Source organism: uncultured Xylophilus sp. (assembly GCA_913776965.1).
Taxonomy (GTDB): Bacteria; Pseudomonadota; Gammaproteobacteria; order Burkholderiales; family Burkholderiaceae_C; genus Xylophilus.
On the sequence record CAJYQL010000128.1, the window covers coordinates 39,022 to 58,440 of the forward strand.

Below are 19,419 nucleotides of genomic sequence, written 5' to 3' on the forward strand. Positions count from 1 at the left end.
CCACCTCGCCGAGGACGACGCATCCTCGGCGGACGAACCTACTGCCGAACGACATCCGCCCCGGCCGGCGGCTTGAAGTCGAACGTTCCGGCCGGTAAAGCCGGATTCACCTGCAGACCGGTGAAGTTGAGCACCGAGCGCTGCCCGAAGCTGTCGACGATGTCGAGCGCCGCCAGCTGGTCGCCCTTCAGGCCGACGCGGATCGTCTGCAATTGACCGTCGCGCGTCTTCGGTGTGGCCAGTACCCACTCCAGGCCGTCGCGCTCGGGCTCGGCCTTCAGCACGAAGTCCTTTTCCAGCGCCTTCAAATCGGCGGCCGAGGCGATCAGGGCCGCGGGGGTCGAGCCGAGCACCTGCGCCTGCTTGCGGGCGGTGACCTGGTTTAGGTCCACGTCGTAGAGCCACAGGGTCTGGCCGTCGGCGACCAGCGTCTGCTCGAACGGCTTGCGGTAGACGAACTTGAAGCGCTGCGGCCGCTGGAACTCGAAAGTGCCGGCCGACTGCTTGGTCCGCGCTGCCTGACCGTCCTTGGCCGGCGCCGTCACCACCTGATTGAACTCGGCCTTGCCGCTCTGCGTGTTGCGCATGAAGTTTTGCAGGCTCGAGAGGCCGTCTGCGCAGGCTGCACCTGCGCCGGTAGCTATCAAAATAATAGCAATCGATTGGGCGAGGCGGGCGGGATGGAAAAAATGCAGGGACAGGCTCATGGGAACGGAGGGGGCGCCCCGGGGCGCCGAAAGGTCAACGATCGCGCATGGTGCCGCAGCGCATCGCCGCGCGGCACGGAAGATGTAACAGCCGCGCGCCACGCGGCGCCCGGTCATTCCTCCCGCGCCGGCACCAGGATCTCGCGCTGGCCGGCGCCGCTCATCGCGCTGACGAGTCCCGCCTTTTCCATGTCCTCGACCAGCCGCGCGGCGCGGTTGTAGCCGATCTTCAGGTGCCGCTGCACGAGGGAAATGCTGGCCTTGCGGTGCTTCAGCACCACCTCCACCGCCTGGTCGTACATCGGGTCCTTCTCTCCGCCGCCGTCGCCCTCGCCGCCGGGGTAGTCGGTGCTCTCGCCATCGACCGTGCCGCCTTCCAGCACGCCTTCGATGTAGTTCGGCTCGCCGCCCTGTTCTTTCAGATAGTTCACGACCCGATGCACTTCTTCATCGCTCACGAACGCGCCGTGCACACGGACCGGCAGGCCGGTGCCGCTCGCCATGTAGAGCATGTCGCCCATGCCGAGCAGCGCCTCGGCGCCCATCTGGTCGAGGATGGTGCGGCTGTCGATCTTCGAGCCGACCGAAAACGAGATCCGGCTCGGGATGTTGGCCTTGATCAGGCCGGTGATCACGTCCACGCTGGGCCGCTGGGTCGCCAGCACCAGGTGGATGCCGGCCGCCCGCGCCTTCTGCGCCAGCCGGGCGATCAGCTCCTCGATCTTCTTGCCGACCACCATCATCAGGTCGGCCAGCTCGTCGATGATGACGACGATGTGCGGCAGCCGCTCCAGCGGCTCCGGGCTGTCGGGCGTCAGGCTGAAGGGGTTGTAGATGAACTGTTCCTTCGCCTTGGCATCGTCGATCTTGGTGTTGTAGCCGGCCAGATTGCGCACGCCCAGCTTGCTCATCAGCTTGTAGCGCCGCTCCATCTCGGCCACGCACCAGTTCAGTCCGTGCGCCGCCTGCTTCATGTCGGTCACGACCGGCGCCAGCAGGTGCGGGATGCCCTCGTAGACCGACATTTCCAGCATCTTCGGGTCGATCATCAGCAGGCGCACGTCGCGCGCCTCGGCCTTGTAGAGCAGCGACAGGATCATCGCGTTGATCCCGACCGACTTGCCGGAGCCGGTAGTGCCCGCGACCAGCACGTGCGGCATCTTGCCGAGATCGGCCACCACCGGATTGCCGACGATGTCCTTGCCGAGCGCGATGGTCAGCATCGACCGGGCGTCGTGGTAGACCTGCGAGCCGAGGATCTCGCTCAGCTTGATCGTCTGGCGCTTGGCGTTGGGCAGCTCCAACGCCATGTAGTTCTTGCCGGGAATCGTCTCGATCACCCGGATCGACACCAGCGACAGCGATCGCGCCAGATCCTTGGCCAGGTTGACTACCTGCGAGCCCTTCACGCCGGTGGCGGGCTCGATCTCGTAGCGGGTGATGACCGGGCCGGGCGAGGCGGCGATCACATGGACCTGCACACCGAAGTCCTTGAGCTTCTTCTCGATCAGGCGGCTGGTCATCTCCAGCGTTTCGGGCGAGACGGTTTCCTGCCGGGTCGGCGCGCCGTCGAGCAGTTCGACCTGCGGCAGGCGGCTGTCGGGCAGTTCGGTGAAAAGGGGTTTCTGGCGCTCCTTGGCGACCCGCTCGCTCTTCGGCGCCTCGACGACCAGCGTGGGCTCGATCGGCAGCAGCGCATCTTCTGCATCGTCGTCGTCCGGGTCCGCCACCACGGCGCGGCGCGTACGGGGTGCTGCCGGGGTCGGGACCGCCGGCGCGGGGGCGGCGACCCGCACCGGATGGTGGTCGATCTCGGCCCGCTCCTCGGTCACGCCCTCCTCGCGCTCCCGCGCCGCGCGTTTGCCAGCTTCCTTGTCCTGGGCGATTTCGCGTTGGGTGAGGCGGATCTGCACCATCCCGTAGAGCCAGCCGCCGAGGCGTTCGGCCAATTGCCCCCACGAGAACCGGAAAACCAGCGACACGCCGGCCACGACGAAGATGATGCCGAGCAGCCCGGAGCCGGTGAAGCCCAGCCATTTGACGCCCAGCGGCCCGGTGACGAAGCCGAGCACGCCGCCGCTGTGACCACCGGGCAGACGGTCCTCGAACCGGTAGAGCCGCGCCCACTCCAGTGCGGTGCTGGCGCACAGCAGCACCGCCAGGCCGAGCCAGAACGCCAGCCGGCCGGGCGTCCAGGTCTTCGATTCGACCGTTTCCCCGCCGCGCATCCAGCGCGCCAGCGACGCGAGCCAGGCACGCACCCCTGCAGCGAAGCACCACCAGACGGAGAAACCGAGCAGGAAATAGCTGCTGTCCGCCAGGATGGCGCCGAAGCGGCCGCCCCAGTTGGTGACCTGCGCGCCCATCGCCCCGGTGGTGGACCAGGCCGGATCCTGGCTCGAATAGCTCAGCATCGCGATCAGCCAGAACACCAGCCCGACCAACCCCACGATCAGGCCCAGCTCATGGGTGAAGCCGCCGCCGGCGCTGCGCTCCGGCGCCCTGCCGCCGGATCCGTTGTTCAGGGTGTTCAGAGAGTACGTCATAGCTGCCGATCCGAGCTTACCGCAAGCCCTGCCAGCGAAGCGACCGCTTCGCCGCCAGGCGGCGCCCCATGGCGGCCCGGCGCAACGGCCACGCGCCATGGCCTTCGCCAATCACGCCGATTGAAAAACGCCCCTCCGGGCGGCAACTGACAGGGGCGATACTCGTGCGCTCGACCACGGGCCGCCCTTGTCCGGCGGCATCCGCCGCTCCCGCCTTTTCTTTCGGTACCGACCATGTCCACATCCCAGCACGCCCAAGTCCTCATCCTCGGCTCCGGCCCGGCCGGCTACACCGCGGCCGTCTATGCCGCTCGCGCCAACCTCAAGCCGCTGCTGATCACCGGCATGGCGCAGGGCGGGCAGCTGATGACCACCACCGAGGTCGACAACTGGCCGGCGGACGTGCACGGCGTGCAGGGCCCCGACCTGATGCAGCGCTTCCTGGAGCACGCCGAGCGCTTCAAGACGCAGATCGTGTTTGACCACATCCACAAGGTCGATTTCAGCCAGCGTCCGTTCACGCTCACCGGCGACAGCGGCATCTACACCTGCGACACGCTCATCATCGCCACCGGCGCATCGGCCAAGTACCTGGGTCTGCCGTCCGAGCAGGAATTCATGGGCCGTGGGGTGTCCGGCTGCGCCACCTGCGACGGCTTTTTCTATCGCGACCAGGATGTCTGCGTGATCGGCGGCGGCAACACCGCAGTGGAAGAGGCACTGTATCTTTCCAACATCGCACGCAAGGTCACGCTGATCCACCGCCGCGACAAGTTCCGCGCCGAGCCGATCCTGCTCGACAAGGTGGCCGACAAGGTGACAGCCGGCAAGATCGAACTGAAGACGCACCGCGTGCTCGACGAAGTGCTCGGCGACGCCAGCGGCGTGACCGGTGTACGCCTGCGCCACCTGGGCGACGACACCACCGAGGACCTGGAACTGAAGGGCTGCTTCATCGCCATCGGGCACCACCCGAATACCGACATCTTCCAGGGTCAGCTCGACATGAAGGACGGCTACATCGTCACCCGGTCGGGCCTGCAGGGCTTCGCGACGATGACCAGCGTGCCGGGCGTATTCGCGGCCGGCGACGTGCAGGACCACGTCTACCGCCAGGCGATCACCAGCGCCGGCACCGGCTGCATGGCGGCGCTCGATGCACAGCGCTTTCTGGAGCAGGAAGGCGCGATCTAACCGCCATCAGGCTATAATCCGAGGCTTTGCTGAATTTGGCCGGTTGTTCCATGCCTGCCGCGTTCCGGTGAATCCCGGGTTACCGCCACCCATTCCTGGCGAGGTGAGGCCCCCACGTCAGTGGCGGCCGTTTCAAGTATCGGAGTGTCGAATGGCACGCGTATGTGAAGTGACGGGCAAGGGCCCGATGACCGGGAACAACGTTTCCCACGCCAACAACAAGACCAAGCGCCGGTTCCTGCCGAACCTGCAATACCGTCGTTTCTGGGTCGAGAGCGAGAACCGCTGGGTGCGTCTGCGCGTCTCCGGCGCTGCCCTGCGCCTCATCGACAAGAACGGCATCGACGCCGTGCTCGCAGACCTGCGTGCACGCGGTCAGGCTTAATCCCTCGCAAGGAGCACGAACATGGCTACCAAAGGCGGACGCGAAAAGATCAAGCTGGAATCCACTGCGGGTACCGGCCACTTCTACACCACGACCAAGAACAAGAAGACGATGCCCGAGAAGATGCTGATCACGAAGTTTGATCCGAAGGCTCGCAAGCACGTTGAGTACAAGGAAATCAAGCTGAAGTAATCGGCTGGTTCCCTAAAAGAAAAGCCGCCCGGTTTGCGCCGGGCGGCTTTTCTTTTGGATGTCGGCGTTCCGTCCGATGACAGCGCGCCGATCTGGACACAAAAAAGCCCACGCACGCGTGGGCTTCTTAGCAACCGGGGCCGTCGGCCTGCCTGTCAGCGGCGCGGCGCGATCGGCGGGCGGCCGGCGATATGACGGAAGGTGATGCGGCCCTTGGTCAGGTCGTAAGGCGACATTTCGAGCGAGACAGCATCGCCCGCGATGACGCGGATGTTGTGCTTGCGCATCTTGCCGCCGGTATAGGCCACCAGCTGGTGCCCGTTGTCCAGCGTGACACGGTAACGCGAGTCCGGCAGCACTTCGTCCACCTTGCCGCGCATCTCGATCAGTTCCTCTTTTGCCATATATCCTTTACAAGAAAACAGTGAATGGACCGCAGGTGCACGCGCCTGCGAGCGTCCGCGGTTCCAGCACGGCTCTCGGGTTGCAAAAAAGACGACCTTGCGAGATGCCGGAAAGCAGAAATGGATCCTGCAGCAGCGCTACGAGGCAGCCGCCACGACGGCATGGATCCGTGAACTGCAGCAGGACCGCTCAGACCCGCTGCCCGTGGCCCCGCGCAGGAGCTCACGTCAACCCGGAATTATACCCTTCCACCTGTTTTCTGCAGGCAGGCAGCAAAAAGCCGCCGTGGCGCGGGGCAGACGGCGGCTTCTGAAGGTCGTCAGACGACGATCAGGCGTGCGAGGCCCGCAGGCGGATCGAGAAGTCCCGCAGGGCCGCGATACCGCTTTCTTCCGCACGGCGGCACCATGCCTGCAGATCGGCGGTGAGCTGTTCGCGCGAGTGGGTGGTGTTGAGCCACAGCTGGCGCAGCTCTTCGCGCATGGTCAGCATCTTGTCGAGCACCGGATGGGCGGCACGCGCCTGCTCGACCTGCGGACGAGCGGCGGCCGGCACCTTCTCGGCGTCCCGGTGCAGCCAGCGCTTAACCGCCTTCAGCGTCGAGATGTCGGCCTGGCGGGCCTTCAGTTGCGCGATTTCCTCGCGCGCCGCCTGGCGCACGCCGCGGGCGAAGCCCGCCATCACTTCGTAGCGGTTGGCGATCAGGGCTTCCAGCGTCTTTTCGTCGGCCACCGGCTTCACGTCGCCCAGCTGCAGGCGGGGCGCGGTCTTCTTGACGGTCGCCCAGCCCACCTTCTGCATCAGGCTGATGTAGACCCAGCCGATGTCGAACTCGTACTTCTTGACCGAGAACTTGGCCGAGGTCGGATAGGTGTGGTGGTTGTTGTGCAGCTCTTCGCCGCCGATGATGATGCCCCAGGGCGACAGGTTGGTACTGGCGTCCTGCGCCTCGAAGTTGCGGTAGCCCCAAAAGTGGCCCAGGCCGTTAACGACGCCGGCGGCCCAGAACGGGATCCACAGCATCTGCACCGCCCAGACGGTCGCGCCCAAGCCGCCGAACAGCGCCAAGTTCAGGATCAGCATCAGGCCCACGCCCTGCCAGCCGAAACGGCTATAGAGGTTGCGCTCGATCCAGTCGTTGGGCACGCCGTGGCTGAACTTGGCGATGGTTTCCTTGTTCTTGGCCTCGGCCCGGTACAGCTCGGCACCGCGCCACATGACGGTGTCGATGCCGCGGGTCTGCGGGCTGTGCGGGTCTTCCTCGGTCTCGCACTTGGCGTGGTGCTTGCGGTGAATGGCCACCCATTCGCGGGTCACCATGCCGGTCCCGATCCACAGCCAGAAGCGGAAGAAGTGCGACGGGATCTTGTGCAGGTCCAGCGCGCGATGTGCCTGGGCCCGGTGCAGGAAGACCGTCACCGCCACGATCGTGATGTGCGTCGTGAGCAGCGTGTAGAGCACGATCTGCCACCACGACCAGTCGAGCAAGCCGTTGCCGACCCAGTCGATGGCCGCGTGGAGGACTGCCGAATCGGGAAAAAACATAGTGCGGGGGACCTTTGGCGGTGATGGCCGCCGGAGGAAAGGCGCGAGCGCCGGGCTGCCGAAAAAATAAGCAGACTATTTTAGTGTGCGAAGCGGCGGCGAAAGTTCAGGATCACCACCGGATTTCCGGGGCTTTTTGCCCGCGTCCGGCAGGCGTCAGGATTTGCGGGTCCAGACGGCGGCGAAGAAGCCGTCGGTGCCGTGCAGATCGGGCCACAGCCGCAGATAGGCGCCCGCCGGGCCGGCACAGAGCGTCGCGGGCTGCGGCACCTTGAGCTGCTCCAGCAGTTCCGCCGCCGCGGTCGGCACGAAATCCGGATGGGCGGCGGAGAACGCCTCGGCGATGCTCTCGTTCTCCTCCGGCAGGATGCTGCAGGTGGCGTACACCAGCCGGCCGTCCGGCTTCACCAGCCGCGCAGCGCTCTGCAGGATGGCCGTCTGCTTGGCGGTCAGTTCGGCGACTGCCTGGGGCGATTGGCGCCACTTCAGGTCGGGGTTGCGGCGCAGCGTGCCGAGGCCGGAGCACGGCGCATCGACCAGCACCCGGTCGATCTTGCCGGCCAGCCGCTTCACTCGCTCGTCGCGTTCGTGGGCGATCGCGGCCGGGTGCACGTTCGACAGACCGCTGCGCGCCAGCCGAGGCTTGAGCGCGTCGAGCCGGTGGCCGGAGGTGTCGAAGGCGTAGAGCCGGCCGGTGCTGCGCATCGTCGCGCCGATGGCGAGGGTCTTGCCGCCAGCGCCGGCGCAGAAATCGACCACCATCTCGCCGCGCTTGGCGTCGAGCAGCAGCGCGAGCAGTTGCGACCCTTCGTCCTGCACCTCGATCGCGCCGCGGGTGAAGGCATCGAGTTTGGTCAGCGCGGGTTTGTCGTCCACCCGCAGGCCCCAGGGGGAGTACGGCGTCGCTACCGATTGGATAGCTGCCCGCGCAAGCTCCTTCTGCACATCCGGCCGTTTGTCCTTCAAGGCATTGACGCGCAGGTCGAGCGGTGCGGGCTCCTGCAGGCTCTCGGTCAGCGCCCAGAAGCGGTCGCCGGTCTGCGCTTTCAGCGGCGCAGCGAGCCAGTCGGGCAGGTTGTGGCGGTGCAGGTCGAGCAGGTCGCCGGGCTGGACCGCGTCGCACTGGTCCAGCCAGGTTTTCTCGTGGTCCGTCAACGCGCTCTTCAGGAAGTCGCGCGGGCCGTGGAAACCGAGAATCGCCAGCCGGCGCTCGCGCGGGCCACTGCCGGACTTGGCGAGGTATTCGAAGCGCAGCTTCTTGCGCAGGACGGTGTAGACGGTCTCGGCGAGCGTGGCGCGCTCGCGCGGCCCGAGGTTGCGGTGGTCGCGGAAGAAGCGCGATACGACGGCATCGGCAGGGTGTTCGAAAGTGAGCGTGAGCCGGACGAGTTCGGCGCAGGCATCCAGCAGGGCTTTGGGGTGCATCGGCCGGATTGTCCCATCCCGCTCGTCCGGGGCGACGGCGGGCCGCCGGCCGCCGGTATGCTCGCCCTCCCCCGCCACCCGCGCCCGACGCCATGCCTTCCGACGACGACCTTCCCCCACTGCAGACGACCCGGACCGGCCTCTGGCGGCACTACAAGGGCGGGCTGTACGCGGTGGTCGGTTCGGCGCGCCACAGCGAGACGCTGGAGCCGATGACCGTCTACCGCGCGCTGTACGGCGAACGTGGCCTGTGGGTGCGGCCGGCGGCGATGTTCGCGGAAGAGGTGGTAATCGACGGCGTGCGCCAGCCGCGCTTCGTCTGGCTGCAGGACGGCACGGAGGCCGATTTGGAAGGCTGATCGGCCTCTAGCGCCCGTCCCACCTACGCCAGCAGCTACATTTTCGATAGCACTTCGGCGATCACCCGGGGATACAGCAGGTGTTCCTGGGTGAGCACCCGGTCCGACAGCGCCTCCGGCGTGTCGCCCGGCAGTACCGGCACGACGGCCTGGCCGAGGATCGGCCCCAGGTCGAGGTCGGCAGTCACCCGGTGGACCGTGGCACCGGCCACGCTGCAGCCGGCCTCGATCGCCCGGCGGTGGGTGTGCAGCCCCGGGAAGGCCGGCAGCAGCGATGGGTGGATGTTGACCATGCGGCCCGCGTAGCGCTCGACGAAGCCGGGCGTCAGGATGCGCATGAAGCCGGCCAGCACCAGCAGCGCCGGATCGTGGCGGTCGATCGCGGTGGCGAGCGCGGCGTCGAAATCCTCCCGCGCAGCGAAGGCCCGGTGGTCGAGCGACGCGGTGGCGATGCCCTGTTCCGCTGCCCAGGCCAGCCCTGCGGCATCGGCCCGGTTGCTGAGCACCGCGGTGACCCGCGCACCGTGGCGGCCGGCCCAGTCGTCGCGCCGGGCGGCCTCGACGATCGCCCGCATGTTGGAGCCGCCGCCCGAGATCAGAATCACCAGGTTCTTGTTCTTCGTTGTCGTCATCGGCCGGGATTATCGCGGCCGGTGCACCCCTGACCGGACCGCCCGCCATGCCCTTTGCTCCTGCCTCCCGCCCCCTCTCCGCCATCGAAGCCCGTGTGCTGGGCACGCTGATGGAAAAGGCCCGCACCGTGCCCGACAGCTATCCGCTCACGCTCAACAGCGTGGTCGGCGGCTGCAACCAGAAGACCGCCCGCGAGCCGGCGATGGAGATCGGCGCCGCCGAGGCGCAGGAGGCGCTCGACGAACTGCGCCGCCTGACGCTGGTGTTCGAATCCAGCGGCGGCCGCGCCGCCCGCTACGAGCACAACGCCGAGCGCGGCATCGGCATCCCGGGCGCCGCCGCCGCGCTGATCGGCCTGCTGATGCTGCGCGGCCCGCAGACGGCGGGCGAACTGCGCATCCATGCCGAGCGCTGGCACCGCTTCGCCGACATCTCGTCGGTCGAGGCGTTCCTGGACGAACTGGCCGAACGGTCCGAGGACAAGGGCGGCCCGCTGGTGGTGCGCCTGCCGCGCGCGCCGGGCGCCCGCGAAGCACGCTGGGCGCATCTGCTCTGCGGGCCGGTGGATGCACAGGCTTTGTCGGCGGCGCCGGCGTCCGACGGTGGACACGCGGGCGCATCAGGCGGACTGGCGGCGCGCCTGGAGGCGCTGGAAGCAGAGTTCGCCGCGCTCCGCGCCGAGGTCGCGGAACTGCGCGCAGGCTGCGGCGCCTGAGGCCGGCGCCCTGGCTCAAGGGCCGTCCGGCGCGGCCGTCCTGCGGCTTGTCGCAGCCCGGACAGCCCGCCTGCGAACGGGCGTGCTAAAACCAGCGGACGACTGGAGACACCCCATGGATTTGGTATTCACCCCCGAAGAACAGGCCTTCCGCGACGAGGTCCGGACCTGGGTCCGCGAGCACCTGCCGGCCGAACTGGCGCACAAGGTGCACCACGGCCTCGAACTGAGCCGTGAGGACATGCAGGGCTGGGCGAAGATCCTCGGCAAGAAAGGCTGGCTCGGCTACGGCTGGCCGAAGGAGTTCGGCGGCCCCGGCTGGACCGCGGTACAGAAGCATCTGTTCGAGGAAGAGACCGCCCGGGCCGGCGCGCCGCGCATCGTGCCCTTCGGCCCGGTGATGGTGGCGCCGGTGATCATGGCCTTCGGCAATGCCGAGCAGCAGCAGCGCTTCCTGCCCGGCATCGCGAGCGGCGAGGTCTGGTGGAGCCAGGGCTACAGCGAGCCGGGCTCGGGCTCCGACCTGGCCTCGGTCAAGACCCGGGCCGAGCGGCGCGGCGACAAGTACATCGTCAACGGCCAGAAGACCTGGACCACGCTCGGCCAGCACGGCGACTGGATGTTCAACCTGGTGCGCACCAGCACCGAAGGCAAGCCGCAGGCCGGCATCAGCTTCCTGCTGGTCGACATGAAGTCGCCCGGCGTCACGGTGCGGCCGATCCGGCTGATGGACGGCAGCGTCGAGGTCAACGAGGTGTTCTTCGACAACGTCGAGGTGCCGGCCGAGAACCTGATCGGCGAGGAGAACAAGGGCTGGACCTACGCCAAGCACCTGCTCTCCCACGAGCGCACCAACATCGCCGACGTGAACCGCGCCAAGCGCGAGCTGGAGCGGCTGAAGCGCATCGCGAAGACCGAAGGTGTCTGGGACGACCTGCGGTTCCGCGACCAGATCGCGTTGCTGGAGGTCGACGTGGTGGCGCTCGAGATGCTGGTGCTGCGGGTGCTGTCGGCCGAGAAGTCCGGCAAGAACTCGCTCGACATCGCCGGCCTGCTGAAGATCAAGGGCAGCGAGATCCAGCAGCGCTATACCGAACTGATGATGCTGGCGGCCGGGCCGTTCAGCCTGCCGCTGATCCGCGAGGCGATGGCCGCCGGCTGGCAGGGCGACTTCCCCGGCGGCGAGGTGGCCAACGCGCCGCTCGCGTCCCACTACTTCAACATGCGCAAGACCACCATCTACGGCGGCAGCAACGAAGTGCAGCGCAACATCGTCGCGCAGACGATCCTCGGATAAGCAGCAGCAGGAGACACAGATGGATTTCGATTTTTCCGAAGACCAGGAATCGCTGCGCGAAGCGGTCCGCCGCTGGGTGGAGAAGGGCTACGGCTTCGAGCGCCGGCGCGGCATCGTCGAGGCCGGCGGTTTCGACCGCGCCGCCTACGGCGAACTGGCGGAGCTGGGCCTGACCGGCCTGGTGGTGCCCGACGCCCACGGCGGCCTGGGCATGGGTCCGGTCGAGGCGCTGATCGTGATGGAGGAGCTCGGCCGCGGCCTGGTGCTGGAGCCGCTGGAGCAGACGCTGATCGCCTCCCGGCTGCTGCAGGACCATGCGCCCGACGCGGTGCGCGACACCTGGCTGCCGGCGGTCGCCGCCGGCGAGAAGATCGTCGTGCTGGCCTGGCAGGAGCGCAATGCCCGCTACGACTGGGCCCGCTGCGCCGCCACTGCCACGCCCGACGGCGACGGCTGGCGGATCGACGGCCGCAAGCACCTGGTGCCGGCCGGCGACTGGGCCGACGCCTTCCTGGTGCCGGCCACCATCGACGGCACGCTGGCGCTGTTCCTCGTCGAACGCGAGGCCGCCGGCGTGACCACGCAGGGCTACGGCACCCAGGACGGCAGCCGTGCTGCCGACCTCACGCTGGCGGGTGCGCCCGCCATGCTCCTGACCCGCGAGGGCCGGGACGTGCTGGGCCTCGCGATGGACATCGGCGTGGTCGCCACCTGCGCGCAGGCGGTCGGCGTGATGGACCAGACGCTCGCCGTCACGGTCGAGTACATGAACACCCGCAAGCAGTTCGGCGTCGCGATCGCGACCTTCCAGGCGCTGCGCCACCGGGTCGCCGACATGAAGATGCAGCTGGAGCTGGCCCGGTCGATGGCCTACTACGCCGCCCTGAAGCTCGACGCCCCGGCCGACGACCGCCGCCGCGCGATGGCGCGGGCCAAGGTGCAGCTCGGCCAGTCGATGCGCTTCGTCGGCCAGCAGGCGGTGCAGCTGCACGGCGGTATCGGCGTGACCGACGAGTACATCGTCAGCCACTATTTCCGCCGGCTGACCCAGCTGGAAATGACCTTCGGCGACACGCTCCACCACCTGGGGCAGGTGTCGGAACAGATGCAGGAGACGGCGGGCGTGTTCGCCTGAGTCTTCCCGTCGACCGCCGCCTGCCGGCCGAGCCCGCCGCATCGCGCTGCGGGCTTTTTCTTTCCCGCTTCTCTCTTCCCCGTTCGCCATGACCACCCGCCGCCACCTCCTCGCCACCGGCCTGTCGGCCGCCACCCTGCTCGTCGGCTGCGGCGCGCCTGGGGGCCCGCCGCCCTCGCTGACCGACCGCCCGCCGGTCGTGTTCGTGCACGGCAACGGCGATTCCGCCGCGCTCTGGCTGACCACGCTCTGGCGCTTCGAATCCAACGGCTGGCCGCGCGACCGGCTGTTCGCGCTCGACATGCCGTATCCGCTGGCCCGCGACGACGATGCGGTCGCGCAGCCCGGCCGCAGCTCGACCGCGGACCATGTGGCGTTCCTGGCGGCCGAGGTCGAGCGCATCCGGGCGCGCACCGGCGCCGACCGGGTGGTGCTGGTCGGCAATTCGCGCGGCGGCTATGCGATCCGCAACTACATCGCGCACCGCGGAGGAGACCGCACGGTCAGCCATGCGGTGCTCGGCGGCACGCCCAACCACGGCGTGTGGGCCATCCCGGGCTGGCGCGAGGGCAGCGAGTTTTCGGGCACCGGCCCGTTCCTCACTGCACTGAACGCACCGAAGAACGCCGCCGGCGACGAGGTCGTCGGCCCGGTGCGCTGGCTCACGATCCGGTCGGATGTCAACGACAAGTTCGCGCAGCCCGACGGCGTCTGGATCGGCCGGCCGGGCCAGCCGACCAACGTGACCGCCGACGGTCCGGCGCTGCGCGGCGCGCAGAACGTGGCGATCCCGCGGATCGACCACCGGGAGACGTCCTTCTCGTCGGCCGCTTTCGATGCAACCTGGCGCTTCCTGACCGGCACGGCGCCCCGCACGCTCGACATCGCGGCCGCCCGCGGGCCGGTGGTGCTCGACGGCCGGGTGACCGGCACCGGGACCGACGGCGAACCGCGGGCCGGCAGCGTCAGCACCAACCTGCCGGTCGCCGGCGCGGTGGTCGAGGTGTTCGCCGTGGACCCGGCAACCGGCGAACGCCGCGGCGGCGCGGTGCACCGGCAGACGGTGGGGGCGGACGGGCGCTGGGGGCCGTTCCAAGCGATGCCCGAGGCGGCCTACGAGTTCCTGGTCGCCGCGCCCGGCTATGCGACGACGCATGTCTACCGCAGTCCGTTCCCGCGGTCGAGCGACTTGGTGCACCTGCGGCCGGAGCGCGCAGTGGCGGCCGAGGCCGGCGGAGCAGCCGTGGTCGCACTGAACCGCCCGCGCGGCTACTTCGACCGGGAACGCGACACGATCGCCCTCGACGGCATCGCCGCACTGCCGGGCGTGCCGCCGCGGGGCGCGGGCGTGTCCGCGACCCGCATCGTGCTGGCCGACGCGGCGCCGCGGCCAGTCGTGGGCGTGTTCAACGGCGAACGGATCGTCGGCCGGCCTTGGCCCCGGGCGGCCGGACATGTCACGGTGATCGAGCTGACCTACTGACGCGACGGAAGGCGGCCGCCGGGCGGCCGTCGGTCACTCCATCAGCCGCGACGATTTCGGCACGTGCGCCATCAGGAATTCCATCTGGTCCGCCAGGATGCGGCGGTTGCGCAGGATGAAGTCTTCCCACAGGCTGGGCACGTAGGGCGTGTAGAGCAGCGGCATGTTCGCCTGCTCCGGCGTGCGGTGGCTCTTGCGATGGTTGCACGGCCGGCAGGCGGTGACCACGTTCATCCAGGTGTCGGCGCCGTGCTGGGCGAAGGGCACGATGTGCTCGCGGGTCAGGTCGGTCTCATGGAAGTGCTGGCCGCAGTAGGCGCAGACGTTGCGGTCGCGGGCGAAGAGCTTGCCGTTGGTCAGACCCGGCCGCAGCTCGAACGGGTTGATCCGCGGGACGCCCCGGGTGCCGATGATGCTGTTGACCGCGATCATCGACTGCTGGCCGGTCACGGCGTTGGTGCCGCCGCGGAACACCGCGATCTCGGCGCCGGACTCCCAGCGCACTTCCCCGGCCGCGTAGTGGATCACCGCCTGCTCCAGGCTGATCCAGGACTGGGGCAGTCCCTGGGCCGACAACTTCAGTACCTTCACGACACGGCTCCTCAAGAGGCCGGCGGTGTCTCTTGTGGAGAGCGGTGCGCCGGCGCGCATTGCAGATGGTTCGGACGGGGCGCGCGGCTTGCCAGGCGGTGCGCACGGTTGATCCACAATATACCCCTTTCGTGACAAATTGGCGTCCACCGCCCGCCGCGCCTGCGGCGGCTGCTATCAAAAAGATATCAACGCATGAAGGTCTTCCGCGGTTTCCACCATCCGGGCGTCGCTGCGGCCTGCGCCCTCACGATTGGCAATTTCGACGGCGTGCACCGCGGCCACCAGGCGATGCTGGCCTTGCTGCGCAGCGAGGCCCAGCACCGCGGCGTGCCGAGCTGCGTGCTGACCTTCGAGCCCCATCCGCGAGACTGGTTCGCCGAGGTCGCCGGCCGCGCCAGCCTGGCGCCGGCCCGCATCGCCACGCTGCGCGACAAGCTGACCGAGCTGGAGCGCTGCGGCATCGACCAGACGATCGTGCTGCGTTTCGACGCGCAGCTCGCCGCGCAGCCGCCGCAAGCGTTCATCGACGAGGTGCTGCTGCGCGGCCTGGGCGCGCGCTACGTGCTGGTCGGCGACGACTTCCGCTTCGGTGCGCGGCGGGCGGGCGACTACGCGCTGCTCGACGCGGCCGGTGCGGCGGCGGGCTTCGACGTGGCCCGCATGAACAGCTACGAGGTCGGCGGCCTGCGGGTCTCCAGTTCGGCGGTGCGCGAGGCGCTGGCAGCCGGCCGGATGGAGGCCGCCGCCCGGCTGCTCGGCCGGCCGTACAGCCTGTCGGGCCACGTGGTGCACGGCCGCAAGCTCGGCCGGGAACTCGGCGCCAGCGCGCCCGGCCGCGGCGACGGCTTCCGCACGCTGAACCTGCGCTTCTCGCACTGGAAGCCCGCCGCCGCCGGCATCTTCGCGGTGCATGTGCACGGCCTCGTGCCCGCGCCGCTGGAGGGCGTGGCCAACATGGGCGTGCGGCCGTCGCTCGATCCGGCCGACGTCAACGGCGGCCGGGTGCTGCTGGAGACGCACTGCCTGGACTGGCCGGCCACCCTCGGGCCCGAGGAGGCCTACGGTAAAATCATCCGCGTGGACCTGCTGCACAAACTGCACGACGAGCTGCGCTACCCCAGCCTCGACGCCCTCACCGCCGGCATCGCCCGCGACGGCGAGGAGGCCCGCGCGTACTTCGCGTCGCGCCACGGCCAGACCCACCGCCAGACCTCCCGCGACCGAATTTGAAGCCCCGCCGCGCCCTGCCGGCGCCGTGCTGCCGCCCTTCGACAGGCTCGGGGCGAACGGCTTGTCCTCCCCTGCTCCGACCACCCTCCCCGTTCGGGCCGAGCCTGCCGAATCCCCCGACGACCGCACACCCATGTCCGACGCACCCGCCCCGACCGACTACCGCGCCACCCTGAACCTGCCCGACACCCCGTTCCCGATGCGGGGCGACCTGCCCAAGCGCGAGCCGGGCTGGGTGCAGGAGTGGGAAGACAAAGGCATCTACAAGCGGCTGCGCGAGGCCCGCTGCGGCGCACCGAAATTCGTGCTGCACGACGGCCCGCCGTACGCCAACGGCCAGATCCACATGGGCCACGCGGTCAACAAGATCCTGAAGGACATGATCGTCAAGGCGCGGCAGCTCGAAGGCATGGACGCGCTCTACGTGCCCGGCTGGGACTGCCACGGCCTGCCGATCGAGAACCAGATCGAGAAGCTGCACGGCCGCAACCTCGGCCGCGACGAGGTGCAGGCCAAGAGCCGCGCCTACGCTAACGAGCAGATCGCACTGCAGAAAAAGGACTTCAAGCGGCTCGGCGTGCTGGGCGCCTGGGACGATCCATACCTGACGATGAACCCCGGCAACGAGGCCGACGAGATCCGGGCGCTCAAGCGGATCATGGAGCGCGGCTTCGTCTACCGCGGCCTGAAGCCGGTCTACTGGTGCTTCGACTGCCGCTCGTCGCTCGCCGAGTTCGAGATCGAGTACGCCGACAAGAAGTCGCAGACGATCGACGTAGCCTTCGAATCGGCAGAGCCCGAGAACCTGGCCGCCGCCTTCGGCCTGGCGCCGCTCGACAAACCCGCCTACGCGGTGATCTGGACCACCACCGCCTGGACCATCCCGGCCAACCAGGCGCTCAACCTGAATCCGGCGCTGGAGTATTCGCTGGTCGAGACGCCGCGCGGCGTGCTGCTGCTGGCCGCCGCCCTGGTCGAGAAGGCGCTGGCGCGCTTCCAGCTCGAAGGCTCGGTGCTGGCGACCGTGCCGGGCGAGAAGCTGGGCGGCCTCAAGTTCAAGCACCCGCTGCACGACGTGGCCGATGCGGGCTCCGGCACGTACAGCTACCGCCGCCTGTCGCCGGTGTTCTTGGCCGAGTACGCCACCGCCGACGACGGCACCGGCATCGTGCATTCGTCGCCCGCCTACGGCGTGGACGACTTCAACTCCTGCGTGGCCCACGGCTTCACCACCGATGACATCCTGAATCCGGTGCAGTCGAACGGCGTGTACGTGGACGAGCTGCCGCTGTTCGGCGGCCAGTTCATCTGGAAGGCCGCACCGGTGATCGTGGAGGCGCTGCGCGACGCGGGTCGCCTCTTCGCCGCGACCGAGATCACCCACAGCTACCCGCACTGCTGGCGCCACAAGACGCCGGTGATCTACCGCGCTGCCGCCCAGTGGTTCGTGCGCATGGACGAAGGCGAGGGCGTCTTCACCAAGGACAAGGCGCCGCGCACGCTGCGCCAGCTGGCGCTCGACGCGATCGAGCAGACCGGCTTCTATCCGGAGAACGGCAAGGCCCGGCTGCGCGACATGATCGCGGGGCGGCCCGACTGGTGCATCTCGCGCCAGCGCAACTGGGGCGTGCCGCTGCCCTTTTTCCTGCACAACGCCACCGGCGAACTGCATCCGCGCACGATGGAGCTGATGGACCGCGCCGCCGACATCGTCGAGGCGGGCGGCGTCGAGGCCTGGAGCAAGGCGACCGCCGAGGAGATCCTGGGCGCCGAGGAGGCGCAGCACTACACCAAGGGCAACGACATCCTCGACGTGTGGTTCGATTCCGGCACCACCCACTTCCACGTGCTGCGCGGTTCGCACTTCGACGACAGCGTCGCCCAAGGCGGCGGCCGCGACGAGGGCCACCACACCACCGGCACCGAGGCCGACCTGTACCTCGAAGGCCACGATCAGCACCGCGGCTGGTTCCACAGCTCGCTGCTGACTGCCTGCGCGATGTACGACCGCGCGCCCTACAAGGGCCTGCTGACCCACGGCTTCACCGTCGACAGCCAGGGCCGCAAGATGAGCAAGTCGCTCGGCAACGGCGTCGATCCGCAGAAGACCGCCGAGAAGCTGGGCGCCGAGATCATCCGCCTGTGGGTCGCCGCCAGCGACTATTCCGGCGACATCGCCGGCGACGACAAGATCCTGGCCCGGGTGGTGGACGGCTACCGCCGCATCCGCAACACCCTGCGCTTCCTGCTCGCCAACATCAGCGACTTCGACATCGCGACCGATGCGGTTCCTGCGGCCGAGTTGCTGGAGATCGACCGCTATGCGCTCGCCCGCGCCGCGCAGTTCCAGGCCGAGATCCTGGCGCACTACCAGGTCTACGAGTTTCACCCGGTGGTCGCCAAGCTGCAGCTCTACTGCTCGGAAGACCTGGGCGGCTTCTACCTCGACATCCTGAAGGACCGGCTCTACACCACCGCGCCGAAATCGCGGGCCCGCCGCAGCGCCCAGACCGCGCTGTGGACGATCACCCAGGCGATGCTGCGCTGGATGGCGCCGTTCCTGAGCTTCACCGCGGAGGAGGCATGGAAGATCGTCGGTGATTCCGACACCATCTTCCTGGAAACCTTCTCGCGTTTCGAGGGCACCGACGACGCGCTGCTCGCGCCCTGGAGCCGGCTGCGCGAGATCCGCGATCTGGTGAACAAGGAAACCGAGGCGCTGCGGGCCGCCGGTCAGCTGGGCGCGTCGCTGCAGGCCAACCTGACGATCGGCGCGGCGCCCGACGACCTGGCGCTGTTGCAGCGCATGGGCGACGACCTGAAGTTCGTGTTCATCGTTTCTGCTATCGAATTGGTAGCTGCAGACACCCTGTTCATCAGCGCAAAGCCCACATCCGATGCCAAATGCGAGCGCTGCTGGCACTATCGCGCCGATGTCGGCCATGACCCGGCGCATCCGACGATCTGTGGCCGCTGCACCTCCAACCTGTTCGGCGCCGGCGAAGCGCGGGAGTTTGCATAAATGGCCGGCAAGACGACCTTCACCGCCGGCCGCAGCGCACGGGGCGGCGCGGCCCGCATGTGGCCCTGGCTGGCGCTCGCCGCGATCCTGTTCATCGCCGACCAGTTCACCAAGACGCTGATCCTCGGCTACTACCGGCTGGGCGACGCGACCTACGTCACCAGCTTCTTCAACATCGTGCGGGCCCACAACACCGGCGCGGCGTTCTCGTTCCTGGCCGATTCGTCGGGCTGGCAGCGCTGGTTCTTCACCGCCATCGGTGTCGGCGCAGCGCTGTTCATCGTCTGGATGCTGCGCTCGCATGCGGGCCAGCGGCTGTTCTCGTTCGCGCTCGCCTGCATCCTGGGCGGCGCGGTCGGCAATGTGGTGGACCGGCTGATGCACGGCTACGTGGTGGACTTCCTGGACTTCCACCTCGCCGGCCGGCACTTCCCGGCCTTCAACATCGCCGACAGCGCGATCACGGTGGGCGCCATCTGCCTGATCGTGGACGAACTGCTGCGGGTGCGGCGCGGCAAGTGACCGCCGCGGGCGCGGTTACGACGCGGTTCC

General features: G+C 68.6%; 18 protein-coding genes. 11 read left to right on the forward strand and 7 right to left on the reverse strand.

The genetic code is table 11. From position 1 onward, the window contains the following. Positions 1-38 precede the first annotated feature (38 nt). Both lolA and QZ500_RS17965 read right to left on the reverse strand, forming a co-directional pair. On the reverse strand, positions 39-707 hold the full coding sequence (gene lolA, locus QZ500_RS17960; protein ID WP_295857184.1) for an outer membrane lipoprotein chaperone LolA: 669 nt from the start codon (positions 705-707) through the stop codon (positions 39-41). A gap of 113 nt (positions 708-820) precedes the next feature. Then, positions 821-3,253, reverse strand: coding sequence for a DNA translocase FtsK (locus QZ500_RS17965; RefSeq protein WP_295857186.1), 2,433 nt, complete (start codon positions 3,251-3,253; stop codon positions 821-823). A 234-nt stretch (positions 3,254-3,487) separates the two neighbouring features. On the opposite strand from QZ500_RS17965, the gene trxB reads away from it, so the two are divergent. From trxB to rpmG, 3 genes are all read left to right on the forward strand, one after another. Beyond that, positions 3,488-4,447 (forward strand): thioredoxin-disulfide reductase, encoded by a 960-nt coding sequence (gene trxB / locus QZ500_RS17970; protein WP_295857188.1) that lies wholly within the window; start codon positions 3,488-3,490, stop codon positions 4,445-4,447. A 151-nt stretch (positions 4,448-4,598) separates the two neighbouring features. Then, positions 4,599-4,832, forward strand: a complete 234-nt coding sequence (rpmB, locus tag QZ500_RS17975; RefSeq protein ID WP_160554086.1) for a 50S ribosomal protein L28 — start codon at positions 4,599-4,601, stop codon at positions 4,830-4,832. A 21-nt stretch (positions 4,833-4,853) separates the two neighbouring features. Continuing rightward, positions 4,854-5,024 (forward strand): 50S ribosomal protein L33, encoded by a 171-nt coding sequence (gene rpmG, locus QZ500_RS17980; protein ID WP_055834453.1) that lies wholly within the window; start codon positions 4,854-4,856, stop codon positions 5,022-5,024. Between the two features lie 155 nt (positions 5,025-5,179). Here rpmG and infA read toward each other — a convergent pair whose 3' ends face one another. The 3 genes from infA to QZ500_RS17995 form a co-directional block, all read right to left on the reverse strand. After that, on the reverse strand, positions 5,180-5,428 hold the full coding sequence (gene infA, locus QZ500_RS17985; RefSeq protein WP_295857198.1) for a translation initiation factor IF-1: 249 nt from the start codon (positions 5,426-5,428) through the stop codon (positions 5,180-5,182). 331 nt (positions 5,429-5,759) lie between these two features. Further along, entirely contained in the window at positions 5,760-6,974 is a 1,215-nt protein-coding gene (locus QZ500_RS17990; RefSeq protein ID WP_295857199.1) for a fatty acid desaturase, read from the reverse strand. A 156-nt stretch (positions 6,975-7,130) separates the two neighbouring features. Next, positions 7,131-8,399 carry an RsmB/NOP family class I SAM-dependent RNA methyltransferase gene (locus QZ500_RS17995; protein ID WP_295857201.1) on the reverse strand — a complete coding sequence of 423 codons (1,269 nt, stop codon included), beginning with the start codon at positions 8,397-8,399 and terminating at the stop codon, positions 7,131-7,133. A 92-nt stretch (positions 8,400-8,491) separates the two neighbouring features. On the opposite strand from QZ500_RS17995, the gene QZ500_RS18000 reads away from it, so the two are divergent. Beyond that, positions 8,492-8,758: a DUF1653 domain-containing protein gene (locus tag QZ500_RS18000; RefSeq protein ID WP_295857203.1), complete on the forward strand. Its 267-nt coding sequence runs from the start codon at positions 8,492-8,494 to the stop codon at positions 8,756-8,758. 35 nt (positions 8,759-8,793) lie between these two features. Here QZ500_RS18000 and purN read toward each other — a convergent pair whose 3' ends face one another. Further along, positions 8,794-9,390 carry a phosphoribosylglycinamide formyltransferase gene (gene purN / locus QZ500_RS18005; RefSeq protein ID WP_295857205.1) on the reverse strand — a complete coding sequence of 199 codons (597 nt, stop codon included), beginning with the start codon at positions 9,388-9,390 and terminating at the stop codon, positions 8,794-8,796. Between the two features lie 47 nt (positions 9,391-9,437). On the opposite strand from purN, the gene QZ500_RS18010 reads away from it, so the two are divergent. The 4 genes from QZ500_RS18010 (at position 9,438) to QZ500_RS18025 (ending at position 14,021) form a co-directional block, all read left to right on the forward strand. Continuing rightward, positions 9,438-10,106 (forward strand): YceH family protein, encoded by a 669-nt coding sequence (locus QZ500_RS18010; protein WP_295857207.1) that lies wholly within the window; start codon positions 9,438-9,440, stop codon positions 10,104-10,106. 115 nt (positions 10,107-10,221) lie between these two features. Continuing rightward, positions 10,222-11,403, forward strand: a complete 1,182-nt coding sequence (locus tag QZ500_RS18015; protein ID WP_295857209.1) for an acyl-CoA dehydrogenase family protein — start codon at positions 10,222-10,224, stop codon at positions 11,401-11,403. Between the two features lie 19 nt (positions 11,404-11,422). Next, entirely contained in the window at positions 11,423-12,538 is a 1,116-nt protein-coding gene (locus QZ500_RS18020) for an acyl-CoA dehydrogenase family protein (protein ID WP_295857211.1), read from the forward strand. Positions 12,539-12,626: 88 nt separating this feature from the next. Next, complete coding sequence (locus tag QZ500_RS18025; protein ID WP_295857213.1) at positions 12,627-14,021, forward strand: alpha/beta fold hydrolase; 1,395 nt, start codon at positions 12,627-12,629, stop codon at positions 14,019-14,021. A gap of 33 nt (positions 14,022-14,054) precedes the next feature. Here QZ500_RS18025 and QZ500_RS18030 read toward each other — a convergent pair whose 3' ends face one another. After that, positions 14,055-14,612, reverse strand: a complete 558-nt coding sequence (locus tag QZ500_RS18030) for an HNH endonuclease (protein ID WP_295857214.1) — start codon at positions 14,610-14,612, stop codon at positions 14,055-14,057. 195 nt (positions 14,613-14,807) lie between these two features. Here QZ500_RS18030 and QZ500_RS18035 point away from each other — a divergent pair, with 195 nt between their 5' ends. From QZ500_RS18035 to lspA, 3 genes are all read left to right on the forward strand, one after another. After that, positions 14,808-15,845, forward strand: a complete 1,038-nt coding sequence (locus QZ500_RS18035) for a bifunctional riboflavin kinase/FAD synthetase (RefSeq protein WP_295857215.1) — start codon at positions 14,808-14,810, stop codon at positions 15,843-15,845. Positions 15,846-15,978: 133 nt separating this feature from the next. Next, on the forward strand, positions 15,979-18,867 hold the full coding sequence (gene ileS, locus QZ500_RS18040; RefSeq protein WP_295857217.1) for an isoleucine--tRNA ligase: 2,889 nt from the start codon (positions 15,979-15,981) through the stop codon (positions 18,865-18,867). Next, positions 18,868-19,389, forward strand: a complete 522-nt coding sequence (gene lspA / locus QZ500_RS18045; protein ID WP_295857218.1) for a signal peptidase II — start codon at positions 18,868-18,870, stop codon at positions 19,387-19,389. Positions 19,390-19,419 lie beyond the last annotated feature (30 nt).